At 32.3% G+C, this 18,538-nt stretch carries 17 protein-coding genes and 1 other annotated feature; of the genes, 14 read left to right on the top strand and 3 right to left on the bottom strand.

From position 1 onward, the window contains the following. Positions 1-54 precede the first annotated feature (54 nt). Genes EXD82_RS03965 through ispG form a run of 3 tightly spaced genes read left to right on the top strand, consistent with a single transcriptional unit; the run spans position 55 to position 3,366 of the window. Complete coding sequence (locus EXD82_RS03965; protein WP_142535615.1) at positions 55-1,215, top strand: 1-deoxy-D-xylulose-5-phosphate reductoisomerase; 1,161 nt, start codon at positions 55-57, stop codon at positions 1,213-1,215. Positions 1,216-1,269: 54 nt separating this feature from the next. Next, entirely contained in the window at positions 1,270-2,283 is a 1,014-nt protein-coding gene (gene rseP, locus EXD82_RS03960) for an RIP metalloprotease RseP (protein ID WP_142535614.1), read from the top strand. Between the two features lie 27 nt (positions 2,284-2,310). Continuing rightward, complete coding sequence (gene ispG / locus EXD82_RS03955; protein WP_142535613.1) at positions 2,311-3,366, top strand: flavodoxin-dependent (E)-4-hydroxy-3-methylbut-2-enyl-diphosphate synthase; 1,056 nt, start codon at positions 2,311-2,313, stop codon at positions 3,364-3,366. Positions 3,367-3,411: 45 nt separating this feature from the next. Here ispG and EXD82_RS03950 read toward each other — a convergent pair whose 3' ends face one another. Further along, positions 3,412-4,137, bottom strand: coding sequence for a beta/alpha barrel domain-containing protein (locus tag EXD82_RS03950; RefSeq protein ID WP_142535612.1), 726 nt, complete (start codon positions 4,135-4,137; stop codon positions 3,412-3,414). Between the two features lie 233 nt (positions 4,138-4,370). On the opposite strand from EXD82_RS03950, the gene EXD82_RS03945 reads away from it, so the two are divergent. From EXD82_RS03945 to EXD82_RS03915, 7 genes are all read left to right on the top strand, one after another. After that, on the top strand, positions 4,371-5,528 hold the full coding sequence (locus tag EXD82_RS03945) for a THUMP domain-containing class I SAM-dependent RNA methyltransferase (RefSeq protein WP_142535611.1): 1,158 nt from the start codon (positions 4,371-4,373) through the stop codon (positions 5,526-5,528). A gap of 35 nt (positions 5,529-5,563) precedes the next feature. Next, a complete protein-coding gene (locus tag EXD82_RS03940; RefSeq protein ID WP_142535610.1) occupies positions 5,564-6,925 on the top strand; it encodes a hypothetical protein in 1,362 nt (453 codons plus the stop codon). Positions 6,926-6,956: 31 nt separating this feature from the next. Beyond that, positions 6,957-7,655: a cell wall metabolism DNA-binding response regulator WalR gene (gene walR, locus EXD82_RS03935; RefSeq protein WP_142535609.1), complete on the top strand. Its 699-nt coding sequence runs from the start codon at positions 6,957-6,959 to the stop codon at positions 7,653-7,655. 1 nt (position 7,656) lies between these two features. Then, entirely contained in the window at positions 7,657-9,087 is a 1,431-nt protein-coding gene (locus tag EXD82_RS03930; RefSeq protein ID WP_142535608.1) for a sensor histidine kinase, read from the top strand. Positions 9,088-9,173: 86 nt separating this feature from the next. After that, positions 9,174-9,383 (top strand) — a binding site (T-box leader). Positions 9,384-9,513: 130 nt separating this feature from the next. After that, complete coding sequence (locus EXD82_RS03925; protein ID WP_142535607.1) at positions 9,514-10,710, top strand: argininosuccinate synthase; 1,197 nt, start codon at positions 9,514-9,516, stop codon at positions 10,708-10,710. 247 nt (positions 10,711-10,957) lie between these two features. Continuing rightward, entirely contained in the window at positions 10,958-12,355 is a 1,398-nt protein-coding gene (locus tag EXD82_RS03920; RefSeq protein ID WP_142535606.1) for a L,D-transpeptidase family protein, read from the top strand. A gap of 140 nt (positions 12,356-12,495) precedes the next feature. Further along, on the top strand, positions 12,496-13,698 hold the full coding sequence (locus EXD82_RS03915; protein ID WP_142535605.1) for a zinc ribbon domain-containing protein: 1,203 nt from the start codon (positions 12,496-12,498) through the stop codon (positions 13,696-13,698). 34 nt (positions 13,699-13,732) lie between these two features. On the opposite strand, the gene EXD82_RS03910 is transcribed toward EXD82_RS03915, so the two are convergent. Then, positions 13,733-14,440 carry a GntR family transcriptional regulator gene (locus EXD82_RS03910; RefSeq protein ID WP_142535604.1) on the bottom strand — a complete coding sequence of 236 codons (708 nt, stop codon included), beginning with the start codon at positions 14,438-14,440 and terminating at the stop codon, positions 13,733-13,735. A 205-nt stretch (positions 14,441-14,645) separates the two neighbouring features. Between EXD82_RS03910 and deoC the strand changes: the two genes are divergently transcribed. From deoC to EXD82_RS03895, 3 genes are read left to right on the top strand one after another with little or no spacing between them, the layout of a single operon-like run. Next, on the top strand, positions 14,646-15,329 hold the full coding sequence (deoC, locus tag EXD82_RS03905; RefSeq protein WP_142535603.1) for a deoxyribose-phosphate aldolase: 684 nt from the start codon (positions 14,646-14,648) through the stop codon (positions 15,327-15,329). Continuing rightward, on the top strand, positions 15,329-16,276 hold the full coding sequence (locus EXD82_RS03900; protein ID WP_142535602.1) for a type I phosphomannose isomerase catalytic subunit: 948 nt from the start codon (positions 15,329-15,331) through the stop codon (positions 16,274-16,276). Before deoC ends, EXD82_RS03900 begins: the two co-directional genes overlap by 1 nt. A gap of 1 nt (position 16,277) precedes the next feature. Then, the gene (locus EXD82_RS03895) at positions 16,278-17,144 is read left to right on the top strand and encodes an SDR family oxidoreductase (protein ID WP_142535601.1); all 867 of its coding nucleotides are present in this window, start codon (positions 16,278-16,280) and stop codon (positions 17,142-17,144) included. 69 nt (positions 17,145-17,213) lie between these two features. Here EXD82_RS03895 and EXD82_RS03890 read toward each other — a convergent pair whose 3' ends face one another. Then, the gene (locus EXD82_RS03890) at positions 17,214-17,417 is read right to left on the bottom strand and encodes a hypothetical protein (RefSeq protein WP_142535600.1); all 204 of its coding nucleotides are present in this window, start codon (positions 17,415-17,417) and stop codon (positions 17,214-17,216) included. Between the two features lie 149 nt (positions 17,418-17,566). Between EXD82_RS03890 and EXD82_RS03885 the strand changes: the two genes are divergently transcribed. After that, positions 17,567-18,514, top strand: a complete 948-nt coding sequence (locus EXD82_RS03885) for a helix-turn-helix transcriptional regulator (RefSeq protein WP_142535599.1) — start codon at positions 17,567-17,569, stop codon at positions 18,512-18,514. Positions 18,515-18,538 lie beyond the last annotated feature (24 nt).

The raw sequence follows: 18,538 nt of genomic DNA, 5'->3' as shown, positions 1-18,538 counted from the left end.
TGATATAATATCAAGAGGTAGAAACAAAACGAATTGAAGAAGAGAGGAATCGAAATGAAAAATATATCACTGCTTGGATCAACTGGTTCTATAGGAACACAGACTCTTGATGTAATCAGAAAAAATCCAAATGATTTCAGAGCTGTTGCAATAGCAGCAAATAGAAGTGTAGATATGCTTATTGAACAGATAGAAGAATTTAATCCGATATATGCTGTTGTCTATGAAAAGGATGCATATGAAAGTCTTATGAAGAAACTTCCTGAAGGATGCCAGACGGAGGTTCTTTATGGAATGGACGGTCTTGTAAAGATAGCATCTATGGATGAAGCGGATACAGTTTTAACTGCTGTTGTCGGTATGATAGGGCTTGTTCCAACTATGGCTGCAATAGAAAATGGAAAGGATATAGCTCTTGCCAACAAGGAGACTCTTGTAACAGCAGGAAAACTTGTAATGGATACAGCTAATAAAAAAGGAGTAAAAATACTTCCGGTAGACAGCGAACATAGTGCGATATTCCAGAGTCTAAACGGTGAAAATAGAAGAGATGTGGAAAAGATAATTTTAACTGCATCAGGTGGACCTTTTAGAGGAAAGAAAAAAGAGGAACTTGTAAATGTAACTAAAAACGAGGCCCTTAAACATCCAAACTGGGATATGGGAAGAAAAATAAGTATAGACTCTTCTACGCTTATGAATAAAGGACTTGAAGTTATAGAAGCAAAATGGCTTTTTGGAGTAGAGCGGAAAGATATAGATGTCGTTGTACATCCTCAGAGCATAGTTCATTCCATGGTTCAGTACAGAGACAGCTCTGTTATAGCACAGCTTGGATGTCCTGATATGAGACTTCCAATACAGTATGCACTTACTTATCCTGATAGAATGAAAACAGATTTTGAAAGACTTGATTTTATGAAAGCTTCAACTCTTACATTTGAGAAACCTGATATGGAGACTTTCCCATGTCTTAGACTTGCATATGAATGTCTTGAAAAAGGTGGTACATATGCTGCGGTTTTAAATGCAGCGAATGAAGTACTTGTAGGAGAGTTTCTTGATGATAAAATAGGATTTTACGATATTCCTAAATTCATAGAAATGACACTTGATGCACATGAAAGCAAAGAAGATGCTACACTTGAAGAGATACTGGAGATAGATAAATGGGCAAGAACTTATGTAAAAAGTCTTCTTGAAAGTAATATATAAAAATTTTATAAATCATAAAGTATATGAGAAAATAGAATGCAAAGGAGTGAATGTATGAGAATAATACTGATAATACTTTTATTCAGTTTAATAGTACTTTTTCACGAACTTGGACATTTCATATTTGCCAAGAGAAGTGGAATAGGAGTTATAGAGTTTGCTGTAGGGATGGGTCCTAAAGTATTCAGCATTGAAAGAGGTGGAACAGCATATTCTTTCAGACTTATACCAATTGGTGGATTTGTTGCTATGGAAGGTGAAGATGGAGCTGAAGCAGAAGTTGAAGAAAATTCGTTCGGCTCAAAAACTGTATGGCAGAGAATGCAGACAATAGCTGCAGGTCCGATATTTAATATAATACTTACTGTTATACTTCTGATACCAGTATTTTTCTATATGGGAAGTCCTACAAATAAAATCGACAGCGTAATGAACAATATGCCTGCATATGAAGTAGGTATAAAAGCTGGAGATGTTATAGAAAAAGTAAACGGAAAAACTGTTACAAATGGAACGGAAGTAAGTGAGGCAATAACTGCAGCAGGAAATAAAGAAATGAGTATAACTCTGGATAGAGATGGAAAAACAGTTGAAGTAAAGGTTACTCCTAAAGAGCAGGATGGAAGAAATATGGTTGGTATCCAGTATGTTATGGAGAAGAGTATATTTGGATCTATAAAAAGAGCCTTCAGTGCTACATATCAGATGACTGTTCGGATGCTACAGTTTATAGGACAGTTATTCACAGGGAATCTTCCTATGAAAGTTACTGAAGCGGTAAGTGGGCCTGTTGGAGTTATATCAATAGTAAACGATGCAAGTCAGGCAGGTGCTATAAATGTAGTGTACGTTATGGCGGTAATAAGTCTTAATCTTGGTATACTTAACCTTTTACCGATACCTGCGCTTGATGGATTCAGAATTCTTATGCTTATAATAGAGCTTCTAAGAGGTGGAAAGAAATTCAACCCTGAAAAAGAAGGAATGGTGAATTTTATAGGATTTATGCTTCTTATAGGATTTACAATTTTTGTCACATACAATGACGTACTAAAACTTATAAAATAAAATTTTTATAATTGGGAGATGAAAATTTTGAGTTATACAAGAAAGAAAACAAGAGCTGTAAGATGTGGAAATGTCATAGTTGGAGGAGATAATCCTATTTCTGTTCAGTCTATGACAAATACAGATACAAGAGATGCAGAAAAAACCATAGTACAGATAAAAAGACTTGAAGAAGCCGGATGTGATATGGTAAGAGTTGCGGTTCCAGACATGGAGGCAGCTGAAAATATAGGAAAAATAAAAGCGGGTATAAATATCCCGCTTATAGCCGATATACATTTTGATTATAGACTTGCACTGAAAGCAATAGAAGAAGGTATAGATGGTGTAAGAATAAACCCTGGAAACATAGGGGATATAGACAGGGTAAGACAGGTTGTAGAAAAATGTAAAGAAAAAGGCATTGGTATAAGAATAGGTGTAAACGGTGGATCACTTGAAAAACACCTTCTTGAAAAGTACGGAGAACCTACTGCAGAGGCAATGGTTGAGAGTGCAATGGGGCATATAAAAATACTTGAGGATTTAGATTTTCATGATATAGTAATCTCTCTTAAGAACTCTGATATATTCAGAACAGTAGAGGCGTACAGACTAATGTCAGAAAGAGTAGATTATCCTCTACACATAGGAATAACAGAATCTGGAAGTGTAAAAAGAGGAACAATAAAATCCGCAATAGGCGTAGGTTCAATGCTTATGGATGGAATCGGGGATACTCTTAGAATATCTCTTACAGGAGATCCTGTTGAGGAAGTTCATGTAGGAAAGGAAATTCTAAGAAGTCTAGGGCTTTTAAATGATAGAATAAAGATAATATCATGTCCTACATGTGGTAGAACACAGATAAATCTTATAGAAATTGCAGATGAGGTCGAAAAAAGAATCGGAAATATGGAAAAAGATATAACCGTAGCTATTATGGGTTGTGTTGTAAATGGACCAGGAGAAGCTAGAGAAGCTGATATAGGTATAGCTGGTGGAAAAGGAGAAGGTCTTCTTTTCAAAAAAGGAGAAGTAATAAGAAAAATACCGGGAGATATGCTTGTAGAAGAGCTGATAAAAGAAATAGAAATGATGTAAAAATAAAGGACTGATATTTTATCAGTCCTTTTTGATGCAAAATTATTAGCGGAATCTATCTCTGTATTTTTCCATAACGCCAGAGAATATCTCTCCTATTGAAGGAGGAGTGTATGTTATTGCATTTGCTCCGGCGTCTATAGTTTCTATTATGGATTCGGGTGTATTACCACCCGTAGCTATTATAGGGATATATGGATATTCCTTTCTTATTTTTCTTACAACCTTTGGAGTATTTTTACCTGCAGAAACATTTAATATAGATGCTCCGGATTCAATTCTTGAAGATACATCCTCCCGTTCATGACAAACAGTTATTACTATTGGAATATCTATAGTTTCCTTCATGTCCATTATAAGCTCATCTGTTGCAGGTGCATTAAGGACAACGCCGAATGCCCCATGAAGTTCTGCATCAAGAGCTATATCGACAGAACGTCTGCCTGAAGTAAGTCCACCACCTACACCGCAGAATACTGGAGTAGGAGATACATCCATAACAGCATCGTTTATAGACCGCTGGGGAGTGAATGGATATACTGCAAATACTGCATCAGCATTGTTGTTTTTTATTATAGAAATATCTGTAGAAAATATAAGAGATTTTATTTTTTTCCCAAATACAACGATACCGCTGGCTCTATCTATTTCTTTTGGAACATTTACTATTCTCTGTTTAAGCCTGGACTCTATAACAGGTACTACAGTTTCACCGGCGGTATTTATTTTATGTACGACATTGTGTTCATGCTCAAATTTTATTTCTTTCATATAGAGCCCTCCTTAAAGTATAATAAACATAATAAATAAACATCTAAAAAATTTTTCTATGTAAAAGTAATCATATCATAAAACAAAGCTTAAATAAAGATAGTTCACAATAAATTTATAATTTTCGGAAAAAAGGCAAAGATTAAGAAAGATTAAAGAAAATAACAGTTATATACGATAAAAACAAAATTAGTGATATAATAGATACAGCAATATATATTTATGGAGGTAATATGAAAAAATATACGTTAATATCGCCATGTTTCTTTGGTATGGAAAAGATGCTGGCAAGAGAAATAAAAGAACTTGGATTTGAAATAATAAAAACTGAAGATGGAAGAATAACATATAGAACTGATGAAGATGGAATAGCAAAAGCTAATATGTGGCTTAGATGCGCTGAAAGAGTAAATCTTAAAGTTGCAGAGTTTGAGGCAAGAACATTTGACGAGCTTTTTGAAAATACAAAACGAATAAATTGGGCAAAATATATACCTTTTGGTGCACAATTTCCTGTATCAAGAGCATCATCTATAAAATCAAAGCTATATAGTACACCGGATGTACAGTCTATAGTAAAAAAGGCTATAGCAGAAAGTCTGAAAAAGAATTATCTTGAAAGCGGAATGATAAGAGAAGATAAAGAAAAATATCCTATATATGTATTTATACATAAAGATAAGGTTACTATTTCTATAGATACCACAGGTACGCCTTTATATAAGAGAGGATATAAAGAAAAGGCAAACAAGGCACCAATAAGAGAGACACTTGCTGCAGGACTTGTGTATCTTACTCCATGGAAACCTGGAAGAACTCTTGTTGATCCTATGTGTGGTTCAGGGACAATTCTTATAGAGGCTGCGATGATAGGGCTTAATATGGCTCCAGGGCTTAATAGAGAGTTTATATCGGAAAAATGGAGAACAATAGATAAAAAAATATGGTGGGATGTAAGAAGAGATGCATTTGATCAGATAAGAGATGATTTGGAGTTTAAAATCTATGGATACGATATAGATCCGGAATGTGTTGAGATAGCCAGAGAAAATGCTGAAATAGCAGGAGTAGAAGATTATATAGAATTCAATGTGGGTGATGCAACTACATTTTCGAGTGATGAAGAATACGGATTTATAATAACAAATCCTCCATATGGAGAAAGACTTGAAGATCAGGAAACAGTAAAACTTCTATATAAAGAACTTGGATATGCATTTAGAAAGCTTAAAAACTGGTCATATTATCTAATAACTTCATTTGAAGAATTCGAATATGAATTTGGACAGAAGGCTATAAAGAAAAGAAAACTTTATAATGGTATGCTAAAGACATATTTTTACCAGTATCCAGGTCCTAAACCTCCAAAAAACAGAGACGAGAATAATTAATTAAATAGTAATCTGTGAAAATGGAGAGTGATATTATGAAACGAATAGTAGGTATTTTTCTATTGGGTATTTTATCAGCGTTTTTTCTTTCGGGTTGCAGCAGTAGTAGTGCAAAAACACCGGAAAAACTTCTGACAAAACCAAACTATGATGAGGAAAAAGCAATTCTAAGTAGTGGAATAACAAAGGTTATGTTCCAGAATGTTACACTTATTTTTCCAGATAATACAAAGGATGTAGGAAAGATAAACTATGTTGATCTTGATGAGGATGGAGTAAATGAAGTTGTAGCTTTTCAGAAAAAAGACATTACTGGAAAAGATACTGAAGTAGGATTTATGGTTCTTAGGGAAAATGGTGAAAGCTACAATTTCCTGGAATCGGGTGAAACTCTTGAAAAAGGTAAAAAAATAGAATATGCAGGATTTTATGATATAGATTCTGATGGAAATAAAGAGATAATCATGCAGTTTAAGGACAATAACAATCTGTCAAAAATAGGAATATATTCTCTGAATGGGAATGAGATAAAAACAGAAGGTATGATAGAGCCTGAGGATGCGTCTGGAAAACCTAATGAAAAATCTCTTTCAATAAAAATAGGATATATAGATGATGACAATATATATGATATTGTAGTTCTTACATATGATTCTGAAAACAAAAAAATGACAGTAAATCTTGCTGATATGACTGATGGAGAACTGAAAATAAAAGATTCTGTAGTATACGACAACCCAAGAGGACTTTCGGAAACCAGAGTTTCGATAGGTAATATATCGAAGGAGAAAAAGGGTGTTGTCATAGACATGCCTAATGATACTGATCAGGGTATGATGACATCTGTTTTATATGTGGAAAATGATAAATTTGTAAAAATAACATCTGATGATGATCCAAGGATGATAACATCTTATTATATTCCTATTACAGATATAAATAATGATAATGTAATAGATATACCATGTATAGTATCATCTTCAACAGTTGATAAATCATATGCTTTTATAGATTATTATCAATGGTCTGAAGATAGAGGATTCTCGAGAATAAATGAAATATACTATAATTACAGTTATAATTTTAGAGTAAATGTTCCAAAGGAATTGTATGGACTTTTGAGTGTTGAGCAGAATTATATAAACGAGGATATAATATTTACGTTTAGAGTATACTCTGATATGGGTATTCCAGAGGATATATTTACTCTGACTGCAAAACCAAAAACATCTAAAATAGATGACAATCAGAGTCTTAATAAGGAAAAAGCAACTGTAATCGTTATGGAGACGGAAGATTATACATATCAGGTTACAATAAATAATGCTGAAATTCTGGAACAATATAATCTAAATACAAAAAACATAAAAGAAATATTTGCGAGAGCATATGAATAAAAAATCTGTATAGTGAGAGGTGGGATTTATTATGAAAGAAAAAATACTTGTTCTGGAGGACGAGATAGGTATAAGAAGTTTTGTAAGTATAAATCTTAAAAGAGAAGGGTATGAAATTATAGAGGCTGGAACAGGTCAGGAAGCTATAAACAAGATAGATTCAGAAGAGGGAATAACAATAGCGCTTCTAGATGTAATGCTTCCAGATATGAGCGGTATAGAAGTATGTAAGTATATAAGAGAAAAATACGATCAGGTAGGTATAATAATGCTTACAGCAAAATCACAGGAAGAGGACAAAATAGAAGGATTTATGTCAGGTGCTGATGATTATATTGTAAAACCATTTAGTATAAAGGAATTAATGGTAAGAGTCTCTGCTCTTATAAGAAGAGTTAAAAAAGAAGCAGTATCCAACAAACAGTCTGAGATAAATATACCTCCATTCTTACTTGATCTTGACAAGAGAAAACTTTATAAAAATGGTAAAGAGATAGAACTTACGCCTACTGAGTTTTCTATAACAAAATATCTTATGTCAAATGCTATGCAGTCTCTAAGCAGAGAAAAAATACTTGAAGAGGTATGGGGATCAAACTATTTATATGATTTTAAAATAGTAGACGTAAATATAAGAAGAATCAGAAATAAAATAGAGGATGATCCATCTAAACCTAAATACATACGGACAATATGGGGTTATGGATACAGTTTCAGAAAGGAAGAATAGAGTGTTACATTTTGAAGGATTAAGAAAAAAGATAATAAAAAACTACTTTGTAATAATAATACTTGTAGTTGCTCTTTTTGAAGGATTGTTTCTATTCTACATAAGAGGTTATTACTATAATTCTGTAATACAATATCTTGATTCCAAAGTTGAATATGTAAATGGTGCATATAATGCTGTTTCAATGGACTCTGTAAGCTTTGAAAGCAAAATAAACAGTATATATGAAAAACAGATAACAGATAAAAATAGTAAGTATGGTATATCCATTATAGACAAAAACAGAAATATGATTCTGGACCAGTACGGATTTAAGACATATGAAAAGGTGAACTTTGTAGATGTCAACAATGCGTTGAGTAATTCAAAAAACCTTGTGCCATATACATATAGGATAGAATCTACCGGAGAACATGTAATGAGTATATCAGTACCTATAAAAGTAAATAACTCTATAGAGGGTGCAGTCAGATACACAGTATCGCTTGATGATATAGACAGTGAAATCATAAAGCTGATGATATGGATGATTGTTATAGGTATAGCTATTCTTCTGATAGCCATATTGATAAGTCTGAGATTTGCGGAAACTCTGATAACCCCTCTTACAGAATTAAAAAGATTTGCAAATGAACTTTCGCAGGGTAACTACAATGTAAAAATGAGCAGCAGAAACATAGTAGACGATGAAATCGGTGAACTTGCAGAAACTTTTGAAAAGATGGCAATAGAAATAAACAACAATGAAAGATTAAAAAATGAGTTTATATCTTCTGTGTCACATGAGCTTAGAACACCTCTTACATCTATAAAAGGGTGGAGTGAAACTTTAGGATATGACGATATAAGCAGAGATGAACTTAATGTAGGTCTTGGAATAATTCAGGATGAGACAGAGAGGCTTATAAATCTTGTCGAGGAATTGTTAGATTTCTCAAGGCTTTCATCAGAAAGAATAAGACTTACAATAAATACGGTCGATATTGAAAATCTTGTTGTCGGAGTTGTAAATCAGTTAAAGGTAAAAGCAGGAGAAAAGAACATAAAACTTATGTTTGAATTTGAATGTGGAGAAGTGAATGAAATTCAAGGCGATAAAAACAGACTTAGACAGGTACTTATAAATCTTGTTCAGAATTCACTTAAATTTACTGATCCAGGAGGATTTATAAAAATAACTGTGAATCAAAACAGTGAAAATACTTTTATAACAGTTACGGATAATGGTTCTGGAATAGATGAGCAGAATCTTGAGAGAGTATTTGATAAATTCTTCCAGGAGGATTACAATAAAGCAGGAAGTGGTCTGGGGCTTGCAATAAGTAATGAAATAGTCAAACTTCATGGTGGAAAAATGAGTATAGAAAGTATTAAACACAAGGGTACATCTATTGAATTCAGTCTTAAAAACAAGCTTACAGAAAGTATATAAAATATAGTTTGTTTGAAATTTTCAAAAAATAGTGTTGACAAAATAATTCAAATAAATTATTATAAGAACATAAACATTAATAAAGACATTTATCGATGACGAAGAAAGTAGGATGAAGTAAGCCTATAGAGAACAGTGGATGGTGGAAGCACTGTGGTGTAGATCATTTGAAAAGAGCTTCTGAGATTGTCACAGGAAGCCTTATAGGAAAAGTGGCAGGTAATCCCGCCTTAAGGGAAAGAGTGGATAGATTTTCTATCAATAAGAGTGGTACCGCGGATATATTCGTCTCTCAGCTGAATGCTGAGAGACTTTTTTATTTACCAGAAAAGCCATATAGATATACAACAGTGTAAATGGAATATATTTAGGTAAACAGATTACATAAAGTTAAAAAACAGTTCAAAAAAAGGGAGGAAATTTAAAATGAAAGAAAAAGTAGTATTAGCATATTCAGGAGGATTAGATACATCAATAACAATACCATGGCTTAAAGAAAACTATGATTTTGAAGTAATTGCATGCTGTGGAAATGTCGGACAGGACGATAAAATGGAAGATGTATATAATAAAGCACTTGAAAGTGGAGCATCAAAAGCATATGTAGATGATATATCTGAAGAGTTTGTAACAACAACAATATATTCTGCAATAAAAGCTGAGGCAAAATACGAAGGAAAGTACCTTCTAGGAACATCTCTTGCTAGACCTATAATAGCAAAAAAACTTGTTGAGGTTGCTCATAAAGAAGGAGCAAAATATATATGTCATGGATGTACAGGAAAAGGAAATGACCAGGTTAGATTTGAAGCTACAATAGCAGCCCTTGACCCATCTATAAAAGTAATAGCTCCTTGGAGAATCTGGGATATAAAATCAAGAGAAGATGCAATAGACTATGCAAATGAACATGGAATAAAAGTTAAGGCTACAAAAGAAAAAATATATTCTGAAGATGCAAACTTATGGCATGTATCTACAGAAGGTGGAGATATAGAACATCTTGAAAATGAACACAAAGAGGATATATACAAGGAATGTATATCACCTGAACAGGCATGCGATACACCTGAATATATAGAAATATACTTTGAAAAAGGTGTTCCAACAAAAGTTGATGGAAAAGAAATGGCACCGGTTGAACTTGTTCAGTATGTAAATGAAAAAGGTAAAAAACATGGAATAGGAATAATAGATATAGTAGAAAACAGACTTGTTGGTATGAAATCAAGAGGTATATATGAAACTCCTGGTGGAACAATATTATATGAAGCACACAATGTACTTGAAAGTGCATGCATAGATAAAGATACACTTCACTTCAAACAGAGAGTTTCAATAAAATTCGGGGAATTAATATACGATGGTTTATGGTATTCTAAATTAAGAGAAGCTATAGAAGCATTCATGGATGTAACTCAGGAAAATGTAACAGGATCTGTAAAACTTAAACTTTACAAAGGAAATATAAAACCTGCAGGAATATTTGCAGAGACTCCATTATACGATGAAAGTATATCTTCATTTGGAAATAGTGAATATTACGATCATCACGATGCTGAAGGATTTATAAATCTATTTACGCTTCCTCTAAAAATAAGAGCCATGAAAAATGGAAAATAATAGACAAAACTATAGAAGCTACTGTAAATTAAACAGTAGCTTCTATTTATTTTATTTATTATGAAATATTATTAAAAAATAGATGAAAATTAAAATAAAATTCAAATCAGCAGGAAATGAAATTTAACAAAACTGTAAATATTATTACTCTTTATTGTATGGATAATAAGATACTTTTGAGTTATAATAGTATGAGTGAAACGATTTAACATTGTTTTAAAATTCAGGAAGGGAAGGTAGTAGTACATTGTCAGGAAAAAAAGACGTTTTTAAAAATTTATCCGTGAAAAAGACTGCTGCTATAGTGATTGGCTGTTTAGTTATTATATATATAGCATTTTCTCTTTATTTTACAAATCACTTTTACTTTGGAACAAAAATAAATGGAGAAAGTGTATCAGGGAAGACTATAGAGCAGGCCGAGGAGTTATTTGGACGAAGCTCAAAGGAATATTCTCTTACTCTTATAGACAGAAGAGACAACAAATATACTATATCTGCGGATGATATAGACCTTAAGCTTAAAAGTGGAAATGAAATAGAAAAGATAAAAAATCAGCAAAACGCATTTTCATGGCCTATATCTATATGGACAGACAAGTCATATACAGCCGAACTTGTCGAATTCAATCAGGAAAAACTTGAGAAAAAATATAACTCATTTGAATGTTTCAAAAAAGAGTATATTATAGAGCCAAAGAGTGCATATCCTGAATATGTAAGAACAACTAATTCGTATGTTATAAGAAAAGAGGTAAATGGTAACAAGCTTAAGAAAGATGAACTTCTAAAAGGTGTTATTAATGCCATAAATTCAGAAACACCGGAAATAAACCTTGATGAAGCTGGCTATTATGAAAAACCTAAGAACACATCAGATGATAAGAACCTTGCAAAAGCAGTTGAGGAATTAAATAAAAAAGTAAAAATGAAGGTTACATATGACTTTGAAGACAGAAAAGAGGTTCTTGGAGGATATGAACTTTCAAAAATGCTTAAATGTGACTCTGAAGGAGATTACAAGGTATCTATAGACAGAGATGTTATGATTGAATATCTGAGAGGTTTAAGTAGAGAGTATAGTACATATGGTGATGCAAGACCATTTACTACAGCGTCAGGAAAAGAGATAACAATATTTGGTGGATCTTATGGATGGCTTATCGATAAGGAAAAAGAAGCTGACGAACTTACAAAGGTTATAGAAAAAGGTAAAAGTGTTACAAGAGAACCGGTATATTCTCAGAAAGCACTATATCGTACAAAAGATGATATAGGAAAAACATATGTTGAGATAAGTCTTAGCGGTCAGTATTTATGGTACTTTAGAGATGGAAAACTTGTTACAAGCTTCCCTGTAGTTACAGGAAATGTAAGCAAAGGTCATGGAACTCCAGGTGGAATATATCCACTTAACTACAAAGAAAGAGATACTTATCTATCTGGACAGGGATATAACTCTCATGTAAATTACTGGATGCCGTTTAACAGTAATATAGGTCTTCATGATGCTACATGGAGAAGTTCTTTTGGAGGAAGTATATATAAATCAAATGGTTCTCACGGATGTGTAAACTGCCCTTATAGTGGTGCAGCTACAATATATCAGACAATAGAACCTGGAACACCGATAATATTATATTAATAGCATAAAGAGGGAGCAGAAATACTGCTCCCTTTTGAATTATATATAAAAATAAAATGCATTTTTAGTGAACTTTATACGATTCATGTGGTAGAATCTAGATAAGAAGATTAAATATTCACTTAATAGAGGTGAGACGCATGAGAAAAAAATATTACAACGAAGACATAGAAAATGTAAGATTTGCAGAAAGTAAATCAAAAGCAAGTCAGAGATATGACCCTGCAATAGACTATAGTTATGAAAACAAGACCTCTTTTTTTTCAAGAAAGCTGAAAGAAAGAAGGGAAAAGGAGATTATTGAAAGTGGTCATGCTCCTAAAGATGAAAACTCTGAAAGAAATATGCATAATTCATATAAAGAAACACATAATCAGGAGTATGATTATAAGAAAATACAGAAGTCTACAGATAAAAAGAAAACAAAAAATATAATGGAAAAAATCGGAATAAATGAATCTGATATTCAGGGAACCATGAAAAAAATATATAATGGTTTAAATGAAAATGATTTTGAAAAAATATCATCTACAATGTCCTATGCATCAGATAAACTAAAGGAATACGGTTCGTCAAAATCAGGCAAAAAATGTAGTGTGTGTGGAACAGAGATGCCTAAGAATGCAAAAAGATGTCCTAGATGTGGACGGAAAAAGAGAAGTATTAAAAAGATAGTTTTTATAGTTGTGCTGATTGCTATTCTGGCGAATGTAATTCCTGTAATAATAGGATTAATTTCAGTAAAAAAATTTGGAGAACGGATTCCGGAATATGTCGGTGTTGATAATGGAAACTATATAGATTATAGTGAATATTATGAAGCAGTACCGGTTGTTATAAAAGATGGATTTACTGAGGATAATATATTCAAACATGATTCTGAAGGAGAAATACTTGTTGGAAAAGATATTCCGGCAGGAGAATATTTGATAGTTACTGGAGATAATGATTATGGAGTAGTAAGCGTTTATGAAAATGAAGATGATTTTAATGAAGATATGGCGTTTTTCTCATCTTTTGTACAAACAGACTGCTATGTATCTCTAAAAGATGGACAGATTATTGATAAAGAAGACCTTATAATGTACAAAACATCCGAAGTTTCGCTTGATATGAATAGTGAAAGAGCGAGAAAAGGAGGCATGTATAAAATAGGAACTGATGTAGGTAAAAAAGTAAAAATATCAGGGAAAAAGGATACTACAGCCTCTGCAGTTATGGATAAGGATATGAATGTGATTGAATATATAAGTGAATTTAAAAATGGAGAAACAGATATAGATTTAAGCGAAATAGAGGGAGCTTATTATATAGAGATAAGCGATGGAGAATTAATACTTTAACAAAAAACAGTGCAGTATAATCTGCACTGTTTTTTTATCTATAAAGATCAAATACGAAATAGTTCATATCGCCTCTGTATTTAGATATAGAGTATTCTATAATTCTTCCGCCATTTCCATACCCATATGAATGAAAATAAAATACAGGTTCACCGATAGCGATATCAAGGAGATCTGATACAGTCTCATCAGCTTTTATTGTTTCAAGCTTTCTCTTTATTCTGGATACTGGATTTCCCTGACTGGAAAAATAATCATAGAGTCTGTTTTTCTTGAAATCGACGGATTTAAGTTCAGGGAATAATTCATATGGAATGTATGTAGTAACAAGAACATTTGGTTTTTTATCTATGTATCTAAGTCTTACAAGCTTATATACTTTTTCGGATGACTCAATAGACAGTGCCGAGCAGACATCATCCGATGGATATTCAACCTTTAGTGAAATTACATTCGTATCTGTAACAAGTCCTTTTTCAGACATCTCAGTTTCAAAGCTTGATATTTTTTGAGTAAATTCCTGTTCAATCTTTCTTTTACATACGATGGTTCCTCTTTTTTTTCTTTTTTCAAGATATCCATCATCAACAAGTAACTGAACTGCCTGTCTGATTGTAGGTCTACTTACTTTATAGAAATCTGCCAGTTCAAGTTCAGTAGGAATTACATTTCCTTCTTCGTATATACCACTATTTATCTTTTCAAGTATATCATTTTTTATATCGATATACATGGCAGCCATATAAATTCCTCCTCGATTATATAATGATTATATTATATCATTAGAGATAATTGTAAACAACTTATATTACATATAATGCATATAACATTACATAACAAAGAATAAAACATTACATAAATCTAAAAATATATTGACATAAACATTACATAATGATATATTATAATCGAAAGAAACATTATAATATATAAAAAAGGAGATATAAACTATGAAACTTACAAAGGAAACACTTGCGAAATATTTTGATCACACATTCTTAAAGGCTTATGCTGTTGATTCAGACCTTAAAAAACTATGTGATGAGGCAAAAGAAATTGGTGCAGCCATGGTAGCAATAAACACTGAATGGACAGCATTCTGCAAAAAAGAACTTGAAGGAACTGATGTGCATGTAGGTGCAGCAATAGGATTCCCATTAGGGCAGTGTGGACTTGAAACAAAAGTTTTTGAAACAAAATATGCTATAGAACAGGGAGCAGATGAAATAGATTATGTAATAAATATAAGTAAAGCAAAAATGCATGACTGGGATTATATAAAGAATGAAATGGAGTCTATAGTAAAAATATGCAGAGAACAGAATATAATATCAAAAGTCATATTTGAAAACTGCTATCTTGAAAAAGACGAGATAAAGAAACTTTCTGAAATATCAAAAGAAGTAAAACCTGATTTTATAAAAACGAGTACAGGATTCGGAACTGGTGGAGCGACTTTTGAGGATGTAAAGCTTATGATAGATACAGTTGATGGAGAAGTTGCTGTAAAGGCTGCTGGAGGAGTAAGAGATCTTAAAACAGCAAAAGAAATGATAAATCTTGGTGTTAAGAGAATAGGTACAAGTTCTTCTCTAAAAATACTTGATGAACTTGAAAAGGAGATGGATATATAATGTACAGTGGACCGGCAATGAAACCACTTCTTCTTGAAAGCGTAAAAGTGGAAACAATATGGGGAAGTGACAATATAAGTAAAAAAAGAGGTTATGATAAAAGTTATGGATCATGGTGGGAAATTTCAGCACATAAAAAAAGTGCAAATACAATAAAAAACTATGATACAGACAAGAATTTCTATGAATTTGTAATGGAAAATGAAGATGATATACTAGGCCCGGGATATACAATTCATGAAATGCTTAGGCTGGGATTTCTTGACACGAAGGATACATTAAGTATACAGGTGCATCCAGATGATGAATATGCCATGAAAAATTCTGATGACTTCGGTAAAAAGGAAAGCTGGTATATAATAGATGCAAAGCCGGGAGCAAATCTTGTTGCTGGTACTACCATATCAGATTCTGAGCTTATAAGAGATGGATTAGAGGATGGAAGCGTAGAAAAATACCTTCAGAGGTGGGAAGTATCAAAAGGTGATTTTATAACTATACCGATGGGAATGCTTCATTCTCTTGGACGGAATATACTTGCACTTGAAGTGGGAACAAACTCTGATACAACCTACAGATTCTATGATTACAACAGAACCGATAAAAATGGAAAGAAGAGAGCGCTTCAGGTAAAAGAATCATTCGATGTAACAGATTTTTCAAAAGAACCGGAGTTTATTAAGGCAGAGGAAAAAACTCGCAGGTTAATAGAATCAAAAGAATATATAATAGATGAAATATATGCAGATGAAAATATAGAGTTAACTCTTGACAAACATTTCTGTGTAGTATCAAATATAAGTGAGGACAGTACTGTTATAAAATGGAATAATGAAGATATTGAACTTAAATCATATGACAGTATGTTTGTACCATATGCTTCCAAAAGTATAAATATAAAAAAGGGAGCACATTTATTGTTAAGTCAGCCGGGAAAGGAGCTATAAAATGAAAAAAACAATACTTGTAACAGGTGCTGGCGGTTCAGTTGCCAGCCATATATTAAATATTAATAAGGATAATTTTAACTGGATAAAAATGACAAGAAAGGATGCTGACCTTTCAAACCCAGATTCAGTTGAAAAGTTTGTGAGAAGTCAGGATTTTGATATATGTTTTCACACAGCGGCAAGTGCTGCAACCGCAATATGTCAGGATAATCCCGAACTTGCTGAACTTATAAATGTGGAATCTACAAAGCGTATAGTAGATATATGTAAAGAAAAGAATGCAAGACTGATATTCTGTTCTACAGAACAGATTTTCAATGGAAAAGAAAACTTTGGACCGTTTAAAGAAGAGGAAGCAGCAAAAGCTGTAACTGTATATGGACAGAATAAGATTGACTGTGAAAAATATATAGAAGAAAGTGATATAGATGCAGTAGTGCTTAGATTCTCATGGATGATAGGTCTTGATTATCCAGGGGTAAAAGGAAATCCAAATATAATAAAAAATGTAATGAACGCTATAATGTATCAGAAACCAGCTTTATTTACATGTAATGAAAAAAGAGGTATGACATATACAAAACATCTTGCAGAACAGTTTGAAAAGATAACTGAGCTTCCAGCAGGTATATATCATGTATCAAATAGAAATGATATGACAACTTATGAGGCTGCGTGCTTTGTAGCGAAAGAAATGGGAGTATCTGAAGAGTGTATAGAAAAATATATACTTCCAAATAGAGAAAGATACAGTGATAGATTCAGAGATTATAGACTTGATTCATCAAAACTTGAAAAATACGATATAAAATTTGGAACATTTGAAGAAGATGTAAAAGAAGTATTAAAAGATTTCTCAATTTAAAGATAAATTTTATACTGAATAAAAATAAGTGGCCATTCCTTTTTATTAGAATAAGGAATGGCCTTTTTACTAAACTATAAGGTAACCGTCCTGAAGGTGTTCTTCTATTTCCAGAAATTCGGAAACTGATACAAAATCGTCTGCAGATAGTTCATATGATCTGATATAAACTTCTGCAAATTTTTCAACTGATCCAAAAAGAGAGACTGCTTTTTCAGTTTCAAAACTACTCATAGAAGTTATTAGATTTTTTATATTTACAGTATTTTCCATCAATATCACTCCGTTTCTTTTATTTTATAATTAAAGTATAATTTACAACCACGCAGTATATGGTGATGAATATAAAATATTGAAAGAAATTTTATAATAGGTTAATATAGAACTGTATAATTACAGATATAATTTAGGAGAGATATGATATGGGTAAGGTTGGTTCAGCATTAAAAATGATGATGATGCTTCAAAGCAGGGGAAAGATGAAAATAAAAGAAATTGCATCAGAACTTGAAATATCTGAAAGGCAGGTTCAGGAATATAGAAATGAACTGGAACAGGCGGGGGTATTTATAAACTCACAGAGTGGAAAATACGGAGGATATTCTTTAGGTGGAAACTACAGATTATCCCTTCCTATAACCAGCATGGATATGAGTATACTTGATAATGTATCTGAATATCTCGAGTTATCAAATAACATGTATTCAAAGGAATATAAAAGTATACTTGATAAAATAGCATCTAAATGCAATGTGAAACACACAGATGATATGGGAGTAGATTACTTTCATATACAGTCCAGAGGAAGTATAAGTCCCGAGGAAGAAAGAAAAAGATGTTTTAAGATATCCGATGCGTACATAACGAAAAGAAAACTTGTAATAAAATATAGATCTGTAAACTCTGATATGACAGAAAGAACAGTACATCCATATGGACTTTACACATATAATGGGGATACATATATGGTGGCATTCTGTGAATACAGAAATGAAATGAGAGATTTTAAGATATGCAGAATAATAGATATGGATGTAACAGATGAAAAATATGAAAGAGATAAAAAGTTTGATTTCTCAACATATACAAAAAACTCAATCGGTAATTATAAAGGCGATGAATATGATGTACATATTATAGTCAAAGAACCATTTGCAACGATTGTAAGGGAAAGAATTATAACTGAAAATCAGATTATAACAGAACTTGAAAATGGTTCAATAGATTTCAGAGCACGAATAAAGGGATATCCTCAGATAAAAAGCTGGATATTGGGTATGGGTTCATGTGTAAAAGTAATAGAGCCTGAAATTCTTAAAAAAGAGATAATAGAAGAAATTGATACTCTAAAAAACGAATATAGTAAATAGAAAAATGGCAGAGTTAAAAGCTCT

This window comes from Peptacetobacter hominis (genome assembly GCF_006861675.1).
GTDB classification, from domain to species: domain Bacteria; phylum Bacillota; class Clostridia; order Peptostreptococcales; family Peptostreptococcaceae; genus Peptacetobacter; species Peptacetobacter hominis.
Note: the sequence above shows the minus strand (reverse complement) of the source record. Positions and strands in the feature narration are given on the sequence as shown.